The sequence below is a fragment of the Plantactinospora sp. WMMB334 genome (assembly GCF_049179095.1).
Taxonomy (GTDB): domain Bacteria; phylum Actinomycetota; class Actinomycetes; order Mycobacteriales; family Micromonosporaceae; genus Plantactinospora.
Genome location: NZ_JBMHME010000002.1, coordinates 3,119,295 through 3,136,820, shown reverse-complemented (window position 1 = coordinate 3,136,820; position 17,526 = coordinate 3,119,295). Strand labels below are relative to the sequence as shown.

At 73.4% G+C, this 17,526-nt stretch carries 16 protein-coding genes; 8 read left to right on the top strand and 8 right to left on the bottom strand.

Features of this window, described 5'->3' with window-relative positions; all coding sequences use genetic code 11:
- Positions 1-235: 235 nt before the first annotated feature.
- The 4 genes from ACN27G_RS13505 to ACN27G_RS13490 all read left to right on the top strand — a co-directional run bounded on the left by ACN27G_RS13505 (position 236) and on the right by ACN27G_RS13490 (position 4,674).
- The gene (locus ACN27G_RS13505) at positions 236-1,123 is read left to right on the top strand and encodes an NAD(P)H-binding protein (RefSeq protein ID WP_421493153.1); all 888 of its coding nucleotides are present in this window, start codon (positions 236-238) and stop codon (positions 1,121-1,123) included.
- 49 nt (positions 1,124-1,172) lie between these two features.
- A complete protein-coding gene (locus ACN27G_RS13500; protein ID WP_421493152.1) occupies positions 1,173-1,946 on the top strand; it encodes a potassium channel family protein in 774 nt (257 codons plus the stop codon).
- A gap of 235 nt (positions 1,947-2,181) precedes the next feature.
- Positions 2,182-3,111, top strand: a complete 930-nt coding sequence (locus ACN27G_RS13495) for a universal stress protein (RefSeq protein ID WP_421493151.1) — start codon at positions 2,182-2,184, stop codon at positions 3,109-3,111.
- A 333-nt stretch (positions 3,112-3,444) separates the two neighbouring features.
- On the top strand, positions 3,445-4,674 hold the full coding sequence (locus tag ACN27G_RS13490; protein WP_421493150.1) for a glycosyltransferase: 1,230 nt from the start codon (positions 3,445-3,447) through the stop codon (positions 4,672-4,674).
- A gap of 79 nt (positions 4,675-4,753) precedes the next feature.
- Here the strand turns inward: ACN27G_RS13490 and ACN27G_RS13485 are convergent, their stop codons facing one another.
- From ACN27G_RS13485 to ACN27G_RS13450, 8 genes are all read right to left on the bottom strand, one after another.
- Positions 4,754-6,016: a nucleotide sugar dehydrogenase gene (locus ACN27G_RS13485; RefSeq protein ID WP_421493149.1), complete on the bottom strand. Its 1,263-nt coding sequence runs from the start codon at positions 6,014-6,016 to the stop codon at positions 4,754-4,756.
- A 114-nt stretch (positions 6,017-6,130) separates the two neighbouring features.
- Positions 6,131-7,597, bottom strand: a complete 1,467-nt coding sequence (locus tag ACN27G_RS13480; protein ID WP_421493148.1) for a serine/threonine-protein kinase — start codon at positions 7,595-7,597, stop codon at positions 6,131-6,133.
- A 128-nt stretch (positions 7,598-7,725) separates the two neighbouring features.
- The gene (locus ACN27G_RS13475) at positions 7,726-8,817 is read right to left on the bottom strand and encodes an ABC transporter ATP-binding protein (protein WP_421493147.1); all 1,092 of its coding nucleotides are present in this window, start codon (positions 8,815-8,817) and stop codon (positions 7,726-7,728) included.
- Positions 8,818-8,828: 11 nt separating this feature from the next.
- A complete protein-coding gene (locus tag ACN27G_RS13470) occupies positions 8,829-9,650 on the bottom strand; it encodes a carbohydrate ABC transporter permease (protein ID WP_421493146.1) in 822 nt (273 codons plus the stop codon).
- A complete protein-coding gene (locus ACN27G_RS13465; protein ID WP_421493145.1) occupies positions 9,647-10,573 on the bottom strand; it encodes a carbohydrate ABC transporter permease in 927 nt (308 codons plus the stop codon). The genes ACN27G_RS13470 and ACN27G_RS13465 overlap by 4 nt, the downstream gene beginning before the upstream one ends.
- Positions 10,570-11,922, bottom strand: coding sequence for an ABC transporter substrate-binding protein (locus ACN27G_RS13460; RefSeq protein WP_421493144.1), 1,353 nt, complete (start codon positions 11,920-11,922; stop codon positions 10,570-10,572). The genes ACN27G_RS13465 and ACN27G_RS13460 overlap by 4 nt, the downstream gene beginning before the upstream one ends.
- A gap of 166 nt (positions 11,923-12,088) precedes the next feature.
- Positions 12,089-12,250, bottom strand: a complete 162-nt coding sequence (locus tag ACN27G_RS13455) for a hypothetical protein (protein ID WP_421493143.1) — start codon at positions 12,248-12,250, stop codon at positions 12,089-12,091.
- 276 nt (positions 12,251-12,526) lie between these two features.
- On the bottom strand, positions 12,527-12,946 hold the full coding sequence (locus ACN27G_RS13450; protein ID WP_421493142.1) for an ArsR/SmtB family transcription factor: 420 nt from the start codon (positions 12,944-12,946) through the stop codon (positions 12,527-12,529).
- Positions 12,947-13,082: 136 nt separating this feature from the next.
- Between ACN27G_RS13450 and egtA the strand changes: the two genes are divergently transcribed.
- From egtA to egtD, 4 genes are all read left to right on the top strand, one after another.
- Positions 13,083-14,312 (top strand): ergothioneine biosynthesis glutamate--cysteine ligase EgtA, encoded by a 1,230-nt coding sequence (gene egtA, locus ACN27G_RS13445; protein WP_421493141.1) that lies wholly within the window; start codon positions 13,083-13,085, stop codon positions 14,310-14,312.
- A complete protein-coding gene (egtB, locus tag ACN27G_RS13440) occupies positions 14,309-15,691 on the top strand; it encodes an ergothioneine biosynthesis protein EgtB (RefSeq protein WP_421493140.1) in 1,383 nt (460 codons plus the stop codon). The genes egtA and egtB overlap by 4 nt, the downstream gene beginning before the upstream one ends.
- Positions 15,692-15,734: 43 nt before the next feature.
- Positions 15,735-16,481, top strand: a complete 747-nt coding sequence (egtC, locus tag ACN27G_RS13435) for an ergothioneine biosynthesis protein EgtC (protein WP_421493139.1) — start codon at positions 15,735-15,737, stop codon at positions 16,479-16,481.
- Between the two features lie 61 nt (positions 16,482-16,542).
- Positions 16,543-17,508, top strand: coding sequence for an L-histidine N(alpha)-methyltransferase (egtD, locus tag ACN27G_RS13430; protein WP_421493138.1), 966 nt, complete (start codon positions 16,543-16,545; stop codon positions 17,506-17,508).
- Positions 17,509-17,526 lie beyond the last annotated feature (18 nt).

The following is a 17,526-nucleotide window of genomic DNA, read 5'->3' as shown; positions in this document are numbered from 1 at the left end:
CCGGCGGTGCCCGGCGGTCGACGCGAGCGATGCCGCCCGGGCCCGCCAGGCTGTTGCCGCACCTCATACCCACAGCCCGATCACGTGCAAACGCGACCGGTCGCGGGGCACCGGCGTCACTCTCCGGAACGCGTCTTGACCTGAAGCCATCTCCAGGTACGAGCCTGGGGGTGGCGGTACCGACCGGGACCGCCGGGCCGACGGTCGGCCCCGTTGTCACGAGAGGAGACCCGGGATGGGCGAGCGGCGGACGATCCTGGTCGCCGGAGCGACCGGAAAGGTGGGGCGGGAGGTGGTCGCCGGGCTCCTGGCGGCGGGCGCCGGAGTCCGGGCACTGGTCCGGGATCCCGACCACGCCAATCTGCCCGAGGGCGTGCTCGCGGTACGCGGCGACCTCGGCAACCCGGAGAGTCTCACCGGCGCCGTGGCCGGAGTCGACGGCGTGTTCCTGCTCTGGCCCTCCTTCGACCCGCAGGGGGCGCCGGCGGCGGTCGACGCCCTCACCGCGGGCGGCGCACACGTCGTCTACCTCTCCGCGATGAACGTCCGGGACGACCAGGAAGCGTCCCGCAACGGCGTCTGGGGCGCGGTCGAGCGACTCGTCGAGGGGTCGGGGTCCACCTGGACCTTCCTACGTGCCGGCGGCTTCGCCACGAACACGCTGGAGTGGGCGGAGCAGATCCGCACCACCGGAACGGTCCGCTGGGTGTACGGCGACGCCGCCCGCTCGCTGATCCACGAGCGGGACATCGCGGCGGTGGCGGTCCGGGCACTCACCGGGGACGGACATGCCGGACGGAAATACGTGCTCACCGGCCCGGCGACGGTGACCCAGGCCGAACAGGTTCGCCTGATCGGCGAGGCGGTGGGCCGGCCGGTGCGCTGGGTGGAGATCCCGGTGGAGCAGGCCCGCCGGGAGCTCGTCGCCGCCTGGGGAGACGCCGGCCTCGTCGACGGGTCGCTCGCGTACTGGTCGGGTCTGGTCACCGAGCCGGAGCCGGTGACCGGGACCGTGCAGGAGGTGACCGGGACGCCGGCACGCGGCTTCCGGGAGTGGGCGGCCGACCACAGGGCCGACTTCGACGCCCGTCCCGTCCCGGCGGCACGGCGGCGACGCCCGTAGTGCCCGGCGGGCGTGGTCCGGGTCGCGCCGATCGGGCATGCTGGCCGTCATGTCCTCTGCTTCCGACAGCAAGCTCGACCGGTGGGAACGGCGGACGGCCGGAGCGCTGACCGTGCTGGCCGTGCTCTTCATCGGGGTGTACGCCGTTCCGATCCTGCGGCCCGGTCTCTCACCGACCCTGGCAGCCGTCTGTGAGATCACCAACCTGGTCATCTGGGCACTCTTCGGCATCGACTATCTGGTCCGCCTCGTGTTGAGCACCGACCGCTGGCGGTTCTTCCGGTCCCACCTCTTCGACCTGGCCGTCCTGGCGTTGCCCGTGCTGCGTCCGCTGCGGATGCTGCGCCTCGTGACAGCCCTCATGGTCCTCAACCGCCGTGCGGAGGCATGGACCCGGGGCCGGCTCGCCGTCTACGTCGGTGCCACCACCGTGCTGCTGGTCGCCGTCGGCGCGCTGGCGATTCTCGATGTCGAGCGGGGCAGCCCCGACGGCAACATCCAGAGCTATCCGGAGGCGCTCTGGTGGGGCGTCGTCACGATCACGACCGTCGGCTACGGCGACTTCTATCCGACCACGACGGCGGGACGGCTGGTCGCGCTCGGTCTCATGATCGGCGGCATCGGGCTGATCGGTTTCGTCACCGGATCCCTCGCGACCTGGATCGTCGACCGGATCTCCACGAGCGAGCGCTCGACCGAGGCGACCAAGGGCGACGTCGAACGGTTGCTGACCGAGCTGCAGGACCTGCGGGCCGAGGTGACGACGCTGCGCCGGATCGCCGACGAACGGCAGGAACCCGTCCGCTCGGCGGATCCGGGGTGACGGCCGGCCGGGAGTCGCGTCGCCGGGCGGCCCCGACCAGGCCGGCCGTCTGCAGGTCGGCGGCGCGGCGCGGTCCGCCCGACCGTCGCCCCGTGCCCGCGGTGGCAGAATCCGGGAGGCTGGTACCCGGACGGGCCGGCCGGGCAGCCGTGCCCGGTACGGTGCGACGGTCCACACCGTCGCGGCAGCTACCGGCGCGACGGAGGACGGGCCGGGCGATGGAGGAAGGGCCGGAATGGGTGCGACCGAGCAGATCGTGGTAGGAGTCGACGGGTCGCCCGAGGCCGACCTGGCCCTACGGTGGGCAGCCGCCCGTGCGAGACACACCGGAGCGACGCTCCGCCTGGTGCACGCGTACGCCGTGCCGCTGCCGGTGCCCGCGATGCCGGTTGCCGCGGTGACGGCGGCCAGCATCAGCCCGGACGACTACGTGCGGGCGGGTGAGGCGATCCTCGGGGCGGCGGCGGAGCGCGCGGGCCGCTACGCCGACGGAGTCGAGGTACGCACGGAGCTCCGGGTCGGTGGCGCCGCCCAGGCTCTCATCGACGCCGCGCCGGTCGGCGGGCTCGTGGTCGTCGGCTCCCGGGGTCTCGGCGGGTTCAGCGGGCTGCTCCTCGGATCCGTCGGCGTCCAGGTGTCGAGTCACGCCCGCTGCCCCACCGTGGTGGTCCGGACCGAGGCATCGGAGGGTCCGGTGGTGGTCGGCGTCGACGGGTCCGAGGCGTCCGACGCGGCCCTGGCCTTCGGGTTCGCCGAGGCGGACCGCCTCGGTACGGGGGTGTTGGCGGTGCACGCCTGGGGGACACCGCTGCCGACCGGCCCCGGTGAGGCGGCGGCGCTCGCCCTGGTGCCGGAGGAGCAGCGCCAGGCCCACCTGGACGCGTCCCGGCAGTTGCTGACGGACGCGCTCGCACCGCACCGCGGCCGCTTTCCCGACGTGCCGGTGCAGGAGCGGCTGGTGGAGGCGAGCGCCGCGCCCGCGCTCCTCGACGCCGTCGCCGAGGGGGCCGCGCTGGCCGTCGTCGGCTCGCGCGGGCACGGCGGCTTCGCCGGCCTGCTGCTCGGCTCGACCAGTCAGGCGCTGCTGCACCACGCCGGCTGCCCGGTCGCGATCACCCGGCAGGGCCAGGAGACGTCGACTCAGCCCCGGAGCGGATCGTTCTGACAGGTGTCGGTGGAGGCATCGTCCACCGAGCCGATGCCCCCGTCGACGGCTTCGACGTCGTAGCCGGCCAGGCCGGTGACGGCCCGCTCGTCGGCGAGGGCACCGTTCGGCTCCGGAATGGACGTCTCGGCGTCGTCCCGGGGGCCGTCACCGGTCCGGTGAATTCGACTCCCGTCTACGGACTCCGGGACGGGGTCAGGGCAGCATCGGGTGTCGGCGCCAATTTCCCTGAACCCAGGTTGATTCGCGACTCGCGGCGTATAACAGGATCAAGGTCTTGTCGCACGCGCCTCGTCGCCGGCCGTGCCGCGACGAACGCGAAAGGGTCTGGTCATGCGACCGCTCCGGGTGCTGCGGATCATCTCCCGAATGGCCGTGGGGGAGGCCGCGCCGCAGGTCGGCGCGCTGATGCGTGGGCTGGACCCGGACCGGTTCGAGCAGCGTCTCTATGCGGGCCCCGTCGAGGCGGGGATGGCCGACTACCGCCGGTTGCGCGGTGCCGACGTACCGGTCCGGGTGCTGCCCGCGCTCCGGCGCCCGGTCCGGCCGGCCGACAACCTGCGGGCGCTGGCCGTGCTGATCGCGGAGATCCGTCAGTTCCGGCCGGAGCTGGTGCACACCCACGACCTGCGGTCCGGCGTGCTCGGCCGGATCGCGGCGGCGACCTGCCGGGTGCCGATCCGGGTGCACACCTTCCACAGCTCTCCGCTCTCCGGCCCGGCATCGGCCGTCGAGGGCGGGCTGGCGGACGAGGGCGGGCCGGCCGTCGAGGGCGGGCTGGCTGCCGGCGCCGAGCGACTGCTCGCCCGGAGCAGCCACGCCCTGGTCGCGGTCGGTGCCCGGGTACGCGACGACCTGCTGGCCGCCTCGGTCGGCCGTCCCGACCAGTACACGGTGATGCCACCGGGGGCGAGCCTGTCACCGCTGCCCGCGCCGGACGAGGCACGGCGGGCGCTCGGGCTGCCCGAGGCCGGACCGGTGGTGGCGTACGTGGGTGCGCTCGACGCGGTGAAGCGGCCCGACCGTTTTCTCTCGGTCGCCCGGGCGGTCCGGCGCGCCAGGCCGGAGACCCGGTTCGTGATCTGCGGCGAGGGCGACCGGCTGGCCGAGGCGGTGTCGCTGGCCGCCACGATCCGGCTCGACGTGACCTTCCTGCCCTGGCGGACGGAGCTGGAGGCGGTCTACGCCGCGGCCGACCTGGTGGTGCAGACCTCGGACCACGAGGGAACCCCGCTGACGCTGATCGAGGCCGGACACGCCGGCCGACCGGTGGTCGCCACCGACGTCGGCGGCACCGCCGAGGTGGTCCGGCACGGCCGGACCGGACTCCTCTGCGACCGTCGGGACGTCGACGGGCTGAGCCGGGCGGTGCTGCGGCTGCTGGCGGACGACGGGTTGCGACGCGAGATGGGGCGGACGGCGCTTGCCGAGACGAGGGAGGCGTTCGGCACGCCCCGGCTGCTGGCCGCCACCCGGGACCTCTACCACCGGCTCGCGATGGCCCGGGGCTGCTGGCCGACCCGGTACCCCGAGCCCGCCGCCCCGCTGGCCGCCGCCGGCTGAGCCGGCGGTCCCGCTGGCCGCCGCCTGTCCCGGCGGACGTCCGCCCGCCGAGCCGGTTGATCCGCGGGTACGCCCCCGGCTACAGGCGCTCCACGACCGGCCCCCGGCAGCGCGCACGGCTGTCGAAGACGTACCGGGCGGTTCTGACGATCATGTCGTAGTCCAGCCCGTCGTGGTCGGTGACCACCACGACCGCGTCGGCTGCCCGGACCTCCTCCTCGGTCAGCTCGACCATCGCCACCTCGGTCGGGACGTGCCGGGGATCGGCGTACGGCTCGACCGCCCTGACGCGTGCGCCGAGTGCGTGCAGCCGGGCCGCCAGGTCGATCGCGGGAGAGTCGCGCAGGTCACCGGTGTTCTTCTTGTACGCAAGACCGATCATCAGGATCCGGGCGTCCCGCAGCGGACGTCCCCGGGTACTCAACCCGGCCATCACCCGCTGGGCCACGTACTCCGGCATGGCGTGGTTGATGTCGCTGGCGAGTTCGACGAAGCGGAACTGCCGGCCGAGCCGGCGTTTCACCTGCCAGGAGAGGTAGCAGGGGTCGATCGGCAGGCAGTGCCCACCGATCCCGGGCCCCGGCCGGAACGACATGAACCCGAAGGGCTTGGTCGCCGCCGCGTCGATGGCCTGCCAGACGTCGATGCCGAGCTGGTTGCCGAAGGTGGCCAGCTCGTTCACGAGCGCGATGTTGACCTGGCGGAACGTGTTCTCGATCAGCTTGGTGAGCTCGGCGACCCGGGTCGAGTCGACCGGCACGGTCCGCCCCACGATCGTGCGGTAGAACGCGTCCACCCGCTCCAGCGCGGCCGGACCCATCCCGGAGACCACCTTCGGGGTGTTCTCCAGCCGCCAGTCCGGGTTTCCGGGGTCGATCCGCTCCGGACTGTAGCCGAGGTGGAAGTCGTCCGGGCTGCGTAGCCCGCTGCCCTGCTCCAGCAGCGGGCGGAGCAACTCCTCGGTGGTGCCGGGATAGGTCGTCGACTCCAGGATCACCGTGCAGCCGGGGCGGAGGTACGGGGCCAGTGCCGTGCCGGCCTGTTCGACGTAGCTGAGATCCGGTGTGCCGTCGCGTAGCGGCGTGGGGACGCTGATCACGCAGACGTCGAAGTCGCGGGCGTCGGCGTAGTCGCTGCTGGGCAGGTAGCGGCCGCTGGCCAGCGCCGTGCAGAGCCGGAGGTCGGTGATGTCCTCGACATAGGACTCTCCACTGCCGAGTCGTTTGATCCGGTCGGTGTCGAGGTCGAGGCCGACGACGTCCAGTCCCGACTCCACCGCGGCCATTGCGAGGGGCAGACCGACGTACCCCTGACCGACGACAACCAGCTTTTCCCTGCTCATGTGGGCTCCCACCGTACTCCGACGACGTGGTGCACACCCTAGAGCGATTTGTCGTTGATCACCTTGTAATCCGGTAACGCGAGGTTTTCCCGGACAAGCCCGGTCGGGTGGTGTTCAGCCCCCGCCCGGCCCGACCGGACCGCCGCTCGCCGGCGGCTCGTCCGGACCGGTGGGCGGCGGATTGGTCGGCGCGGGATCGGTCGGCGGCGGGGGCGCGGGATCGGTCGGTTCGCCGGTCGGCTCGGGGTCCTCTGTCGGGCTGGACGTCGGCGAGGCCGACGGGGTCGGCCGGCCGGTGTCCCGGGGCCGCGACGGCGCCTCGGCATCGTCACCCGGCGAGCCGGCCGAGGGCTGCTCCGGGACGAGTGGGTCGACCGTCACGCTGCCACTGGGCGTCGGCGAGACCGGCCCGTTCGTCGCCGGTGCCTCGTCGGAGAGGTTGAAGGCGATTATCGCGGTCACCACCGCCGCGCCCAGCCCGATCACGGCGGCGATCCCGGCAAGGGTGAGGATGCCCAGACCCGGCTCGCGGTCCCGCCCGCCGGGATCGACCACCGGATTGTCGGCGAGGGTGCTCGGCCCCTTCGCCGCTCCCGCCGCGTCGGCGGCGCCCGCCACCACCGCGGCGCCCGCTCCGGCCACACCGGCACCGGCCGTGGTCGTCCGGAGGCCGAGGCCGGTGACCGCCGTCGACTCCGCCGGGGCGATGCCGCCACCGCCGGCCCCGGCGGCGCCGTCCGCCGCCACGACCTCCGGGTCGTTCGCGGCGGCCCGGGCCGCGGTCGCCAGCGCCGCCGCGTCCGGATACCGGTCGGCCGGATCCTTGGCCAGGGTACGCAGGATCAGCTCGGCGACCCGTCCCGGCACCTCGGCCGGCAGCGGGCCCGGCTCCTCGTGCAGGTGCTTCACCGCGACCTGCAGCGGATTCTCCGCGGTGAACGGCGGCTCACCGGAAACGCACTGGTACGCCACGGCGCCCAGCGCGTAGATGTCGGTGGCGGCCGAGACGGGCTTGCCGGCCGCCTGCTCCGGCGCCATGTAGAGCGCGGTGCCCGGCACCGCGTTCGAGCTGGTGATGCTCGTGATGTCCACCGAGCGGGCGACCCCGAAATCGAGCAGCCGCACGGCGCCGTCGACCTGCACCAGCAGGTTGCTCGGCTTGACGTCGCGGTGCACGATCCCGCCCTGGTGCGCGGCGTGCAGCGCCTGGCCGACCTGGGCCACCACGTGCATGGTGTCGACCACGCCGAGCCGGCCGGTCTCCCGGATCCGCGTCGACAGCGGCTCGCCGTCGACGTACTCCATCACGAGGTAGTCGGTCCGGCCGGTGGGCAGCTCGTCCTCGCCGTAGTCGAAGACCTGCACGATCCCCGGGTGGTGCAGGGTGGCCAGCATCCGGGCCTCGGCCCGGAACCGGGCGATGAAGTCCGGGTCGGCCAGCAGCGAGGGGAGCAGCACCTTGACCGCTACCCGGCGCCCGAGCACCACGTCGGTGCCGCGCCACACGTCGCCCATCCCGCCGGTGGCGACGCGCTCGTCCAGGCGGTAACGCCCGCTCAGCAGGACTCCGGATTCCAGCACGTGCACACCGTACCCAGCCGGCGGGCCGGGTACGCAATCGCAGCGCCGGCCCGGCCGACCCCAACCGGAGGGCTGATCGCGGACTCAGCCTGGAGGGTCGGTCGCAGCCCCGAGGGTCGGTCGCGGGCTCAGCCGGGAAGGCTGATCGCGGTCGAGTCGGCAGGATCGTAACAGCGCATCCGGTCCGGGTCGACGGCGAGCCAGACCCGGCTGCCGGGGCTGATCCGGACGGTCGGCGGCGCCTGCACCTTGACCTGCCGGCCGGCCAGCTCGACGGTGAGCAGGACAGCCGCCCCGGTCGGCTCGACCACCTCGACCCCGGCGGCCAGCCGGTCCGGCCCGTCGGCGTCGAAGACCTCGACGCTCTCCGCCCGCACGCCGACCGTCACCTCCTCGCCCCGATAGTCCCGCAGCGCCGCCGGGGCGGCGGTCGACTGGTCACCGAGGCGCAGCCTGGGCCGGTCACCGCTCCGGTCGACCCGGGCCCGGATGAAGTTCATCGGCGGGGCGCCGAGGAAGCCGCCGACGAACTCGTCGGCGGGGCTGTCGTACACCTCGAGCGGCGGGCCGACCTGGGCGACCCGGCCCTCCCGGAGCACCGCGATCCGGTCACCCAGGGAGAGCGCCTCCGCCTGGTCGTGCGTGACGTAGACCGTCGTGGTGCCGAGCTTGCCGACGATCCGCTTCAGCTCGGTGCGGAACTCCATCCGCAGCAGGGCGTCCAGGTTGGAGAGCGGCTCGTCCATCAGCAGGACGTCGGCGTCGGTGACGATCGCCCGCGCCACCGCGACCCGCTGCCGCTGCCCGCCGGAGAGCTGCGCCGGATAGCGGTCGAGGTATTCGGTCAGGTGCAGCAGCTCGGCCGCCTCACCGACCCGCCGGTCGATCTCCGCCTTCGGCGTCTTCCGCATGGTCAGCCCGAAGGCGATGTTCTGCCGGACCCGCATGTGCGGCCAGATGGCGTACGACTGGAAGACCATCGACAGGCCGCGCTGCCGGGCCGGCAGATCGGTCACGTCCCGGCCGCCGATCCGGACGGTGCCCGAGTCCGGCGACTCCAGCCCGGCGATCATGCGCAGCAGGGTCGTCTTGCCGCAGCCGCTCGGTCCGACCAGCACCAGGAACTCGCCGTCGCGCACCTCCAGGCTGATGTCGTCGGTGGCGGGGCTGCGGGTCCCCGGATAGGTCTTCACCAGGTTCCGCAACACGATCTCGGCCAACGTCGTCCCCCTCAGCGGATCGTGGTTCCCCACATGTTCAACAGGTAGCGGCGCATGAACGCGATGAAGACCAGCGCCGGCACGACGAGCGCCAGCCCGCCGGCGAACCGGAACGCCAGCGGCGAGTCGGCGAGCGTCGAGAGCACCTGCGCCGGCAGGGTACGCCGGTTGAGGGTGAGCACGGCCGCGCCGAGCACCTCGTTCCAGGAGGTGACGAAGGTGAAGATGGCGGCGGCGGCGATCCCGGGCAGCGCCTGCGGCAGCACCACCCGGACGAACGCCCTCGGTGCGCTGGCCCCGAAGACCATCGCCGCCTCCTCGTGCTCGACCGGCACCGCCACGAAGATCGCCGACGTGATCAGCACGGTGGTGGGCAGGGCCAGCGCGGTGTGCAGCAGCGCCACCGCGTACGTGGTGTCGTAGAGACCGGTGGCCAGGAAGACCCGGGCCAGCGGCACCGAGAGCACCACGATCGGCAGCGCCCGGGTGAGCAGCAGGAAGAGCTGGTACGGCTCGCGGCCCCGGAAGGCGTACCGGGCCACGGCGTAGCCGGCCGGCACCCCGAGGGCCAGCGACAGGGCCAGGCTGAGCAGGCCCACCTCGACGGAGTTCTGGAACCCGGCGACCACACCGGTGCTGTCCAGGAAGACCCGCATCGTCTCGGTGGAGACGTCGGTGGGGAGCAGGGCGAGCGGGAAGTGGTTCAGCGACTCCCGGCTGGAGAGCGCGGCCAGCGCGATCAGATAGATCGGCAGTCCCATGAAGAGGGTGACGGCGACGCAGGCGGCGTGGATCGCGACGCTGCGGCGCCGGGCCGCCCGGATGCGGCTCACCGGCGGTCGCCGACGGCCGCCGGATCGCGCAGCACCCGCAGGTAGACCAGGGCGGTGCCGAGCGACATCAGCAGGATCACCAGGGCGATCGCCGCCGAGACCCGCTCGTTCTGCAGCGTCACGTACCAGTGGTAGGTCTCGCCGACCAGCAGCGGGAAGCTCCGGCCGGTCAGCGCCTGGGCGACCGCGAAGGTCTGCAACCCGAGGATGGTCCGCAGGATCAGCGCCACCTGCAGGCTCGGTCGGAGCTGGGGCAGGATGACGTGGCGCAGCCGCTGCCGGTAGGTCGCGCCGAAGACCGCCGCCGCCTCGTCGTAGTCGCGCGGGATGTTCTGCAGGCCGGCGACCACGATCACCAGCACCAGGGAGGTGGCCCGCCACAGCTCGGCCAGGAGCACCGCGACGAACATGCCGACCTCGTTGTCGTACGCCAGCCAGGCGTTGCCGTCGCCGAGCCCGAGGTGGGCGAGGAGGGAGTTGAGGTAGCCCCGGTCGGCGAAGATCGACAACCAGACCAGCCCGGCGGCGAGGTCGCTGATGGCCAGTGGCACGCACCAGACGTAGAAGTAGAAGGACGACAGCCTCGGCCGCTCCCGCAGTAACAGCGCCATGGTCAGCGCGAACGCGAACTGCAGCGGGATCAGCACCACGATCAGCAGCGCGGTGTTCCGGGCCGCCGTCCAGAAGTAGGGGTCGTCGACCATCCGGCGCAGGTGGGCCAGGGTGGGCCCGTCGGTGCCGGTGACCGCCTGCCCGACGCCGACCACGATCGGCCAGAGGAAGAGCGCGGCCAGGAAGACCACCGAGGGGGCGACCAGCAGGGCCGCCGTCGGCACCCGGGAGCGCCGCCGCCGGGGGCGGTCCGGGCGGGACGGTACGGGCGGGGAGGGTTCGGTCGGCGCCGGATCGGGCGCGGTGCTCACTGCACCCGGCACGTCTGTCCCGCCGCGACCGGGTCAGGGCGCCAGCACGGCACCTTCACCTCGTCCAGGATGGCGTTGAGCTGCCCGGCCTGGGCGTCCAGCACCTGCTGCACCGGCCGCCGGTCCAGGCAGATCTCCTTGAAACAGTTCTTGAAGATCTGCGAGACCTCGCCGTCCTTGGCGCCGAGTCCGACCGGTGGCAGGGCGAGGACGGCGTCCGGTGCCTCCTGCTGCCGGCGTACCGCCTCGGCCTCCAGCGCCACGGCGGGCGGCAGGTCGGTCGGGAGTGGCGCCTCGACCACCGGGAAGAAGGCGTTGCGGCGCAGCACCTCGAGCTGGACGTCCGGCGTGGTCAGCGTCTCGATCACCTGGCGGGCCCGCTCCGGCTCCGGCGCGCCCTTCGGGATCGCCAGCCCGGCGACGACGAGCATGTAGCCGAGCCCCTTCGGGCCGCGTGGCGCCGGCGCCATCACCCAGTCGTCCGGCCGGTCGGCGGGCGCGTTGACCAGTCGGGCGACGTGGTCCCAGGCGAAGAGCACCTCGCCGCGTTGCAGCGGTTCCTGCATGTTGTCGTAGTTGGTCGACGCCGGTGCGGTCTGCGCCCACAGCTCGAGCATGTACTGCCAGGCCCGCACCGCCTCCGGGCTGCGGAAGGTGGCGATCTGGCCGCCGGTGAAGCTCGGCAGCAGGTATCCCTGGAAGAACCGGTGGTAGAGGCCCTTCGGCCCGCAGGGCAGGCCGAAGACCGGCTTGTTCCCGTTGGCCCGCCGGGCGTTGCCGGCCCAGGCCAGCAACTGGTCGTAGCTCAGGTCCTGCACGTCGGCGCCGCTGGGCAGCCACTCCAGCGCCCGCTTGTTGACCGCGAGCACGTACGACGCCTGCATCCACGGCAGATAGGTGGTGGCGCCGCCGGCCAGCCTGCCGAGGTCGGCGAGGTCGGCCGGGATCTTCCGGTCGGCGAGCCTGCCGGCCAGGTCGGCGAGGTCTTCGAACTTGTCGGCGTGCGGGGCGAAGTCGCCGTGCAGCCCACCGGCGAGGCTGACCTCGACCCGCCCGGCGCCGACCTGCGAGGTGATGGTCGACGAGAAGACGTTCGGCTCCACGGTGTTGTAGGCGACCGCACCGCCCTTGACCCGCTCCCGGAGGATCTGCTCGAACCGCTGGCGTTCCTCGACCGGGGTGAACTGGGTGGAGAGGAAGGTGATCGCACCCTCCTCGTCGGAACCGGTGGTCGAGGCCCCGCCGCACGCGCCGAGGAGCGGAGCGGCCCCGGCGGCGAGCCCCAGGCCGAGTAGCCGGCGCCGGTCGATCCGGTGTGCCATGACGCGCGCGGCTGCGTGTGGTGGCATCGTGCCTCCCCGTGACGGTGGCGGGCCGGCCCGGGGTTGGCTGCCTGAGCGGGCACCGGTGCCGGCGGGAGCGGAGTGCCACAAGTGCACATATTCGCAAGCTTCGTGTCAAGCCGGCAGCACCGTTACCGTCCGTCCCGTTATCCATCCGTCGCCGACGGCACCGTCACGTGCCGAGCCGGTCCGCCTCCTCGGCGAGTCGGCGGGCGAGCGGTTCGATGCGCTCCCGCCAGGTGGTCAGTGCCGTGGCCTGCTCGGCTTCTGCGGTCGCGCCGGCCGGCCCGGTCTGCTCCAGTACGAGCCGGGCGCCGTGCCCGGTGCCCGGCACGAGTTCCCACCGGATCCGCCCGCCGGTCGATCCGTCCGGGCCGGCGGCTGTCCCGGGGGATGGCCAGGCGTACTCGAGCAGCCCTTCCAGGACGTCCAGGCAGATGCGCCAGCCGGAGGCGAAGCTCGCCGCCCCGGCCCGGTCGTCGAAGACATGGCTGAACAGCAGCCGGCACCCCGGGCCGTCCGGGTGCAGCTCGATCCGGAACAGCTCGTCCGCCCAGGAGAACGCGATCAGCCGGGGCGGGTCGTCCGTCGGCGGTCTCCAGGCTCTCGTTCACGGCAGCTCCTCGGTTGCCGGATCCGCGCTCGTCGGATCCTCCGTTGTCGGATCGGTCCGTCGTTCGGGGACGGCTGCGACAGGGGCCGGGTCGGCGGAAATGTCGGACGCCGGTGGCATGGTGTCCAGATGCCGTTCAAGAGCATCAAGCCGGCCGGACCACATCCATCGGTACGGTGCCAGCCAGGCGTCGAGCTCGGCGAGGGGTTCGGGGCAGAGTTCATACCAGCGACGCTGCGCCTCCGGGCGCACCCGGACCAGTCCGGCGTCGCGCAGCACCCGGAGGTGTTTGGAGGTGCCCGGCTGGGTCAGCCCGAGCTGTTCGGTCAGCTCGCCGACGGAGCGTGGGTGTTCCCGGAGCAGGTCCAGGATCTGGCGCCGGATCGGCTCGGCGAGGACCTCGAACGGCGTGGCCATGACCGGTAACATACCAACTCAGTAATATGCCGGTCAAGTTATATGCCCAGCTGCTCCCGGGCGGATCTGCGGAGATTGGGCTTCGAAGAGCCGGGTAAGGGAGATCGATTCTTACCGAGGGAGGAGGAACGCGCCGATGCCATCGGACCTCGACAGCGGCACGATCCTGCGCGCGGTGGATGACGCCGCAGGTTATGTCGCCAAGATCTGTTTCAAGACCGGGCCACCCCGGCTCAGCGGCGTAGAACTGGAATGGACGGTCCACGACGCGGCCGTCCCGGAGCGGCCGGTCGACCCGGCCCGGCTCCGCACCGCACTGGGGCCGCACGCCCCGAGCACCCTCGACCCCGACATCCCCGCCGCGCCGTTGCCCCACTCGGGCACGGTCAGCGTCGAGCCCGGTGGTCAGGTGGAACTCTCCACCGCACCGCGCCGCTCCCTCGGCGAACTGCACGAGACCACCACCTCGGAGTTCGCCCATCTCACCGATCTGCTCGGCGCCGCGGGCCTCGTCCTCGGCGACACCGGCATCGATCCGTACCGGCCGCCGACCCCGGTGGTCGACACCCCCCGCTACCGCGCGATGCGGTGCGCCTTCGACCGGCTCGGCGCGGCCGGTCGGACCATGATGTACAGCACCGCCGGGCTCCAGGTCTGCCTGGACGCGGGGGAGAGGACCGAGTTCGCCGACCGCTGGGCGGTGGCGCACGCGGTCGGTCCGCCGCTGCTCGCCACCTTCGCCACCGCCCGCCGGCACGCCGGCCGGGACACCGGCTGGGCGTCGGCGCGGATGGCGGCCTGGCAGTTCATCGATCCGGCCCGGACCCGTCCGGCCTGGTCACCGGCGTCCGAATCGATTGATCCGGTGCAGTCCTGGGTCCGGTACGCACTCGCCGCGCCGCTGCTCTGCGTACGCCGGGACGGCGAGGACTGGAGCGTACCGCCCGGGATCACCTTTGCCGACTGGCTGGCCGGTGCCCTCCCCGGACCACCGACCACCGACGACCTCGACTACCACCTCAGCACCCTCTTCCCACCGGTACGCCCCCGTGGCTACCTGGAGATCCGCTACCTCGACGCACAGCCGGGCGCCGAGTGGATCGCCCCGGTCGGGGTGCTCGCCGCCCTGGTCGGCGACGACCGGACCCGCGACGCGGCCCGGTCGGCGTGCGAGCCGGTCGTCGGCCGCTGGGCCGAGGCGGCCCGGCACGGGCTGCGGGACCCGCTGCTGGCCCGGGCCGCCGACACCCTGCTCGACCTCGCGCTGCGGGCGCTGGACCGCACCGGTCTGCCCCCGGCCACCCGCGAGGAGATCACCCGGATAGTGGCGCGGCGGCTGGCCGCCGCGCGGAAGGGACCGAGATGACCGACCTCCACCCGGCCGACCCTCCCACCGGGGCGCTGCGCGACCGGCCTGCCGAGTCGCTCCGTGACCGGCCCACCGGGGCGCTGCGCGACCACATCGCCGCCGAACTGACCCGGGCCCGGGACCGCAGCGTCCGACTCACCGAGGCGGTCGACGACGACGACCTCGTCCGGCAGCACTCACCGATCATGTCCCCACTGGTCTGGGACCTCGCCCACGTCGGCAACCAGGAGGAGCTCTGGCTGGTCCGCGACGTCGGCGGCCGGGAGCCCGTGCGGCAGGACATCGACGACCTCTACGACGCGTTCAAGCACCCCCGCCGGGACCGCCCGGCCCTGCCGCTGCTCGGCCCGGTCGAGGCCCGACGGTACGTGTCGACCGTCCGGGACAAGGTCCTGGACCTGCTCGACGGCGTCCGGTTCGACGGCAGCCGACTGGTCGCCGACGGGTTCGCGTTCGGCATGATCGCCCAGCACGAGCAGCAGCACGACGAGACGATGCTCGCCACCCACCAGCTCCGGGCCGGCCCGCCGGTGCTCTCCGCGCCTCCGCCGCCGGCCTCCGCCGCGCCGGTCCGGGGCGAGGTGCTGGTGCCGGCCGGGCCGTTCACCATGGGTACCTCCACCGACCCGTGGGCGCTGGACAACGAGCGCCCCGGTCACCGGGTGGAGCTGCCGGCGTACGCCATCGACGCCGCCCCGGTGACAAACGCCGAATACCTGGCCTTCGTCGCCGACGGCGGTTACGCCGACCCACGCTGGTGGAGCGAGCGGGGCTGGCAGCACCGGTCGTCGGCCGGCCTGACCGCACCGATGCACTGGCGGCCCGACGGCGCCGGCTGGGGCCGCACGAGTTTCGGCCGGTTCGCTCCGCTGGTGCCGGACGAGCCGGTGGTGCACGTCGGCTTCCACGAGGCGGAGGCGTACGCCGCCTGGGCCGGCAGGCGGCTGCCGACCGAGGCGGAGTGGGAGAAGGCCGCCCGCTGGGACCCGGCCAGCGGCCGCTCGCGCCGCTATCCGTGGGGCGACGAGGATCCCACGCCCGAGCACGCCAACCTCGGGCAGCGGCACCTGGCGCCGGCACCGGTCGGGGCGTACCCGGCGGGTGCCTCACCGCTCGGCGTCCACCAGTTGATCGGGGACGTCTGGGAGTGGACCTCCAGCCCCTTCCTCGGCTACCCCGGCTTCGCCGCCTTTCCCTACCGGGAGTATTCCGAGGTCTTCTTCGGCCCGGACCACCGGGTGCTCCGGGGCGGCTCCTTCGGCACCGACCCGGTGGCCTGCCGGGGCACCTTCCGCAACTGGGACCTGCCGATCCGTCGGCAGATCTTCAGCGGATTCCGCTGCGCCCGGGACGCCCGGCCGGACGAGGTGGCGTGACGGGGCCGGTCCGGGTGGCCGGCCGGCGGGGCGGGGCAGGCTGATGTGCCGTCACCTGGCCTATCTGGGCCCGCCCCTGCCGCTGGCCGCGCTGCTTGTCGATCCGCCGCACTCGCTGCTCCGGCAGTCCTGGGCGCCCCGGGACATGCGCGGAGGCGGCACGGTGAACGCCGACGGCTTCGGCGTCGGCTGGTACCCGCCCGACGGGTCTCCGGTGCGCTACCGCCGGGCCGGCCCGATCTGGAGCGACGGCAGCCTGCCGGCGCTCGCCGCCGCCACGGTCTCCGGCGCGGTGCTGGCGGCGGTGCGCTCGGCCACCGTCGGCATGCCGGTGGTGGAGACGGCCGCCGCCCCGTTCGCCGAGGGTCCGTGGCTGTTCAGCCTGAACGGCGTGGTACGCGGCTGGCCGGACTCGGTCGCGGCGCTGGCCGGCCGGCTGCCGACCAGGGACCTGCTGACCCTGGACGCCCCGACCGACGCCGCCCTGCTCTGGGCGCTGGTGCGGCACCGGCTCCGGGCCGGCGCCGCACCGGTCGACGCGCTGGCCGGAACCGTCCGCGAGGTGGCCGCGGCGGCTCCCGGTTCCCGGCTGAACCTGCTGCTCACCGACGGCCGGGCGGTGGTGGCCAGCGCCTGCGGGCACGCGTTGTCGGTACGGGTTGCCGAGGGGTCGGTGCTGGTCAGCTCGGAACCGCTGGACGAGGGACCGGGCTGGCGACCGGTGCCGGACGGACACCTGGTCCACGGCACCGCCGACCGGGTCGAGACGGCGCCGGTCGGACTGACATGAGAGGCGGGCAGCAGCCCGGACGCCGCCGGAGGCGGTGTCATCGATCGAGAGGAGTGTGTGGGTGAGCGCGGATCCGTTGGAGATTCACCTGGAGGAGCAGGACCTGGCCCGGGCGCTGCGGGAGGACGTCCGTACCGGCCTCACGGCGGTGCCCCGGTGGCTGCCGCCGAAGTGGTTCTACGACGCCCGGGGCAGCGAGCTCTTCGAGGAGATCACCCGGCTGCCCGAGTACTACCCGACCCGGGCCGAGCGGGCCGTGCTGGCGGCCAGGGCCGGCGAGATCGCCCGGATCGCCGACGCGAAGACCCTGATCGAGCTCGGCTCCGGCTCGTCGGAGAAGACCCGGCTGCTGCTCGACGCGCTGACCACCCGGGGTGACCTCGGCACCTTCGTGCCGCTGGACGTCTCGGTCAGTGCCCTGCGGCAGTCGACCGCCGACATCGCCGCCGCCTATCCGGGGCTGCGGGTGCGGGGCATCGTCGGCGACTTCACCCGGCACCTGGACCGGCTGCCGACCGGCGGCCGGCGGCTGGTCGCCTTCCTCGGCGGCACCATCGGCAACCTGCTGCCGGCCGAGCGCGCCACCTTCCTGGCCGCGCTCCGCTCGGCACTGGAGCGGGGCGACTGGCTGCTGCTCGGCACCGACCTGGTCAAGGACCCGGGCGTGCTGGTGCCGGCGTACGACGACGCGGCCGGGGTCACCGCCGAGTTCAACCGCAACGTGCTCCACGTGCTCAACCGCGAGCTGGGCGCGGACTTCGAGGTGGACGCGTTCGAACACGTCGCCCTCTGGGATCCGGAGCAGCGCTGGATCGAGATGCGGCTGCGCGCCGGCCGGCCGATGCGGGTCCGGGTCCTCGACCTCGACCTCGCCCTTGCCGAGGGGGAGGAGGTGCGGACGGAGATCTCGGCGAAGTTCCGCCCGTCGGACATCGACGCGGAGCTTTCCGCCGCCGGTTTCGCCGTGCGGGCCCGCTGGACCGACGAGGACGGTCTCTTCGCGGTGACCCTCGCCCAGGCCGGCTGAGCCGATCCGGCGCCGGCC

Excerpts from the sequence above, each read along its gene's own strand:
- ACN27G_RS13505 (WP_421493153.1), top strand. The coding sequence starts at position 236 with ATGGGCGAGCGGCGGACGATCCTGGTCGCCGGAGCGACCGGAAAGGTG.
- ACN27G_RS13500 (WP_421493152.1), top strand. The coding sequence starts at position 1,173 with ATGTCCTCTGCTTCCGACAGCAAGCTCGACCGGTGGGAACGGCGGACG.
- ACN27G_RS13495 (WP_421493151.1), top strand. The coding sequence starts at position 2,182 with ATGGGTGCGACCGAGCAGATCGTGGTAGGAGTCGACGGGTCGCCCGAG.
- ACN27G_RS13490 (WP_421493150.1), top strand. The coding sequence starts at position 3,445 with ATGCGACCGCTCCGGGTGCTGCGGATCATCTCCCGAATGGCCGTGGGG.
- ACN27G_RS13485 (WP_421493149.1), bottom strand. The coding sequence starts at position 6,016 with ATGAGCAGGGAAAAGCTGGTTGTCGTCGGTCAGGGGTACGTCGGTCTG.
- ACN27G_RS13460 (WP_421493144.1), bottom strand. The coding sequence starts at position 11,922 with ATGCCACCACACGCAGCCGCGCGCGTCATGGCACACCGGATCGACCGG.
- ACN27G_RS13450 (WP_421493142.1), bottom strand. The coding sequence starts at position 12,946 with ATGGCCACGCCGTTCGAGGTCCTCGCCGAGCCGATCCGGCGCCAGATC.
- egtA (WP_421493141.1), top strand. The coding sequence starts at position 13,083 with ATGCCATCGGACCTCGACAGCGGCACGATCCTGCGCGCGGTGGATGAC.
- egtB (WP_421493140.1), top strand. The coding sequence starts at position 14,309 with ATGACCGACCTCCACCCGGCCGACCCTCCCACCGGGGCGCTGCGCGAC.
- egtC (WP_421493139.1), top strand. The coding sequence starts at position 15,735 with ATGTGCCGTCACCTGGCCTATCTGGGCCCGCCCCTGCCGCTGGCCGCG.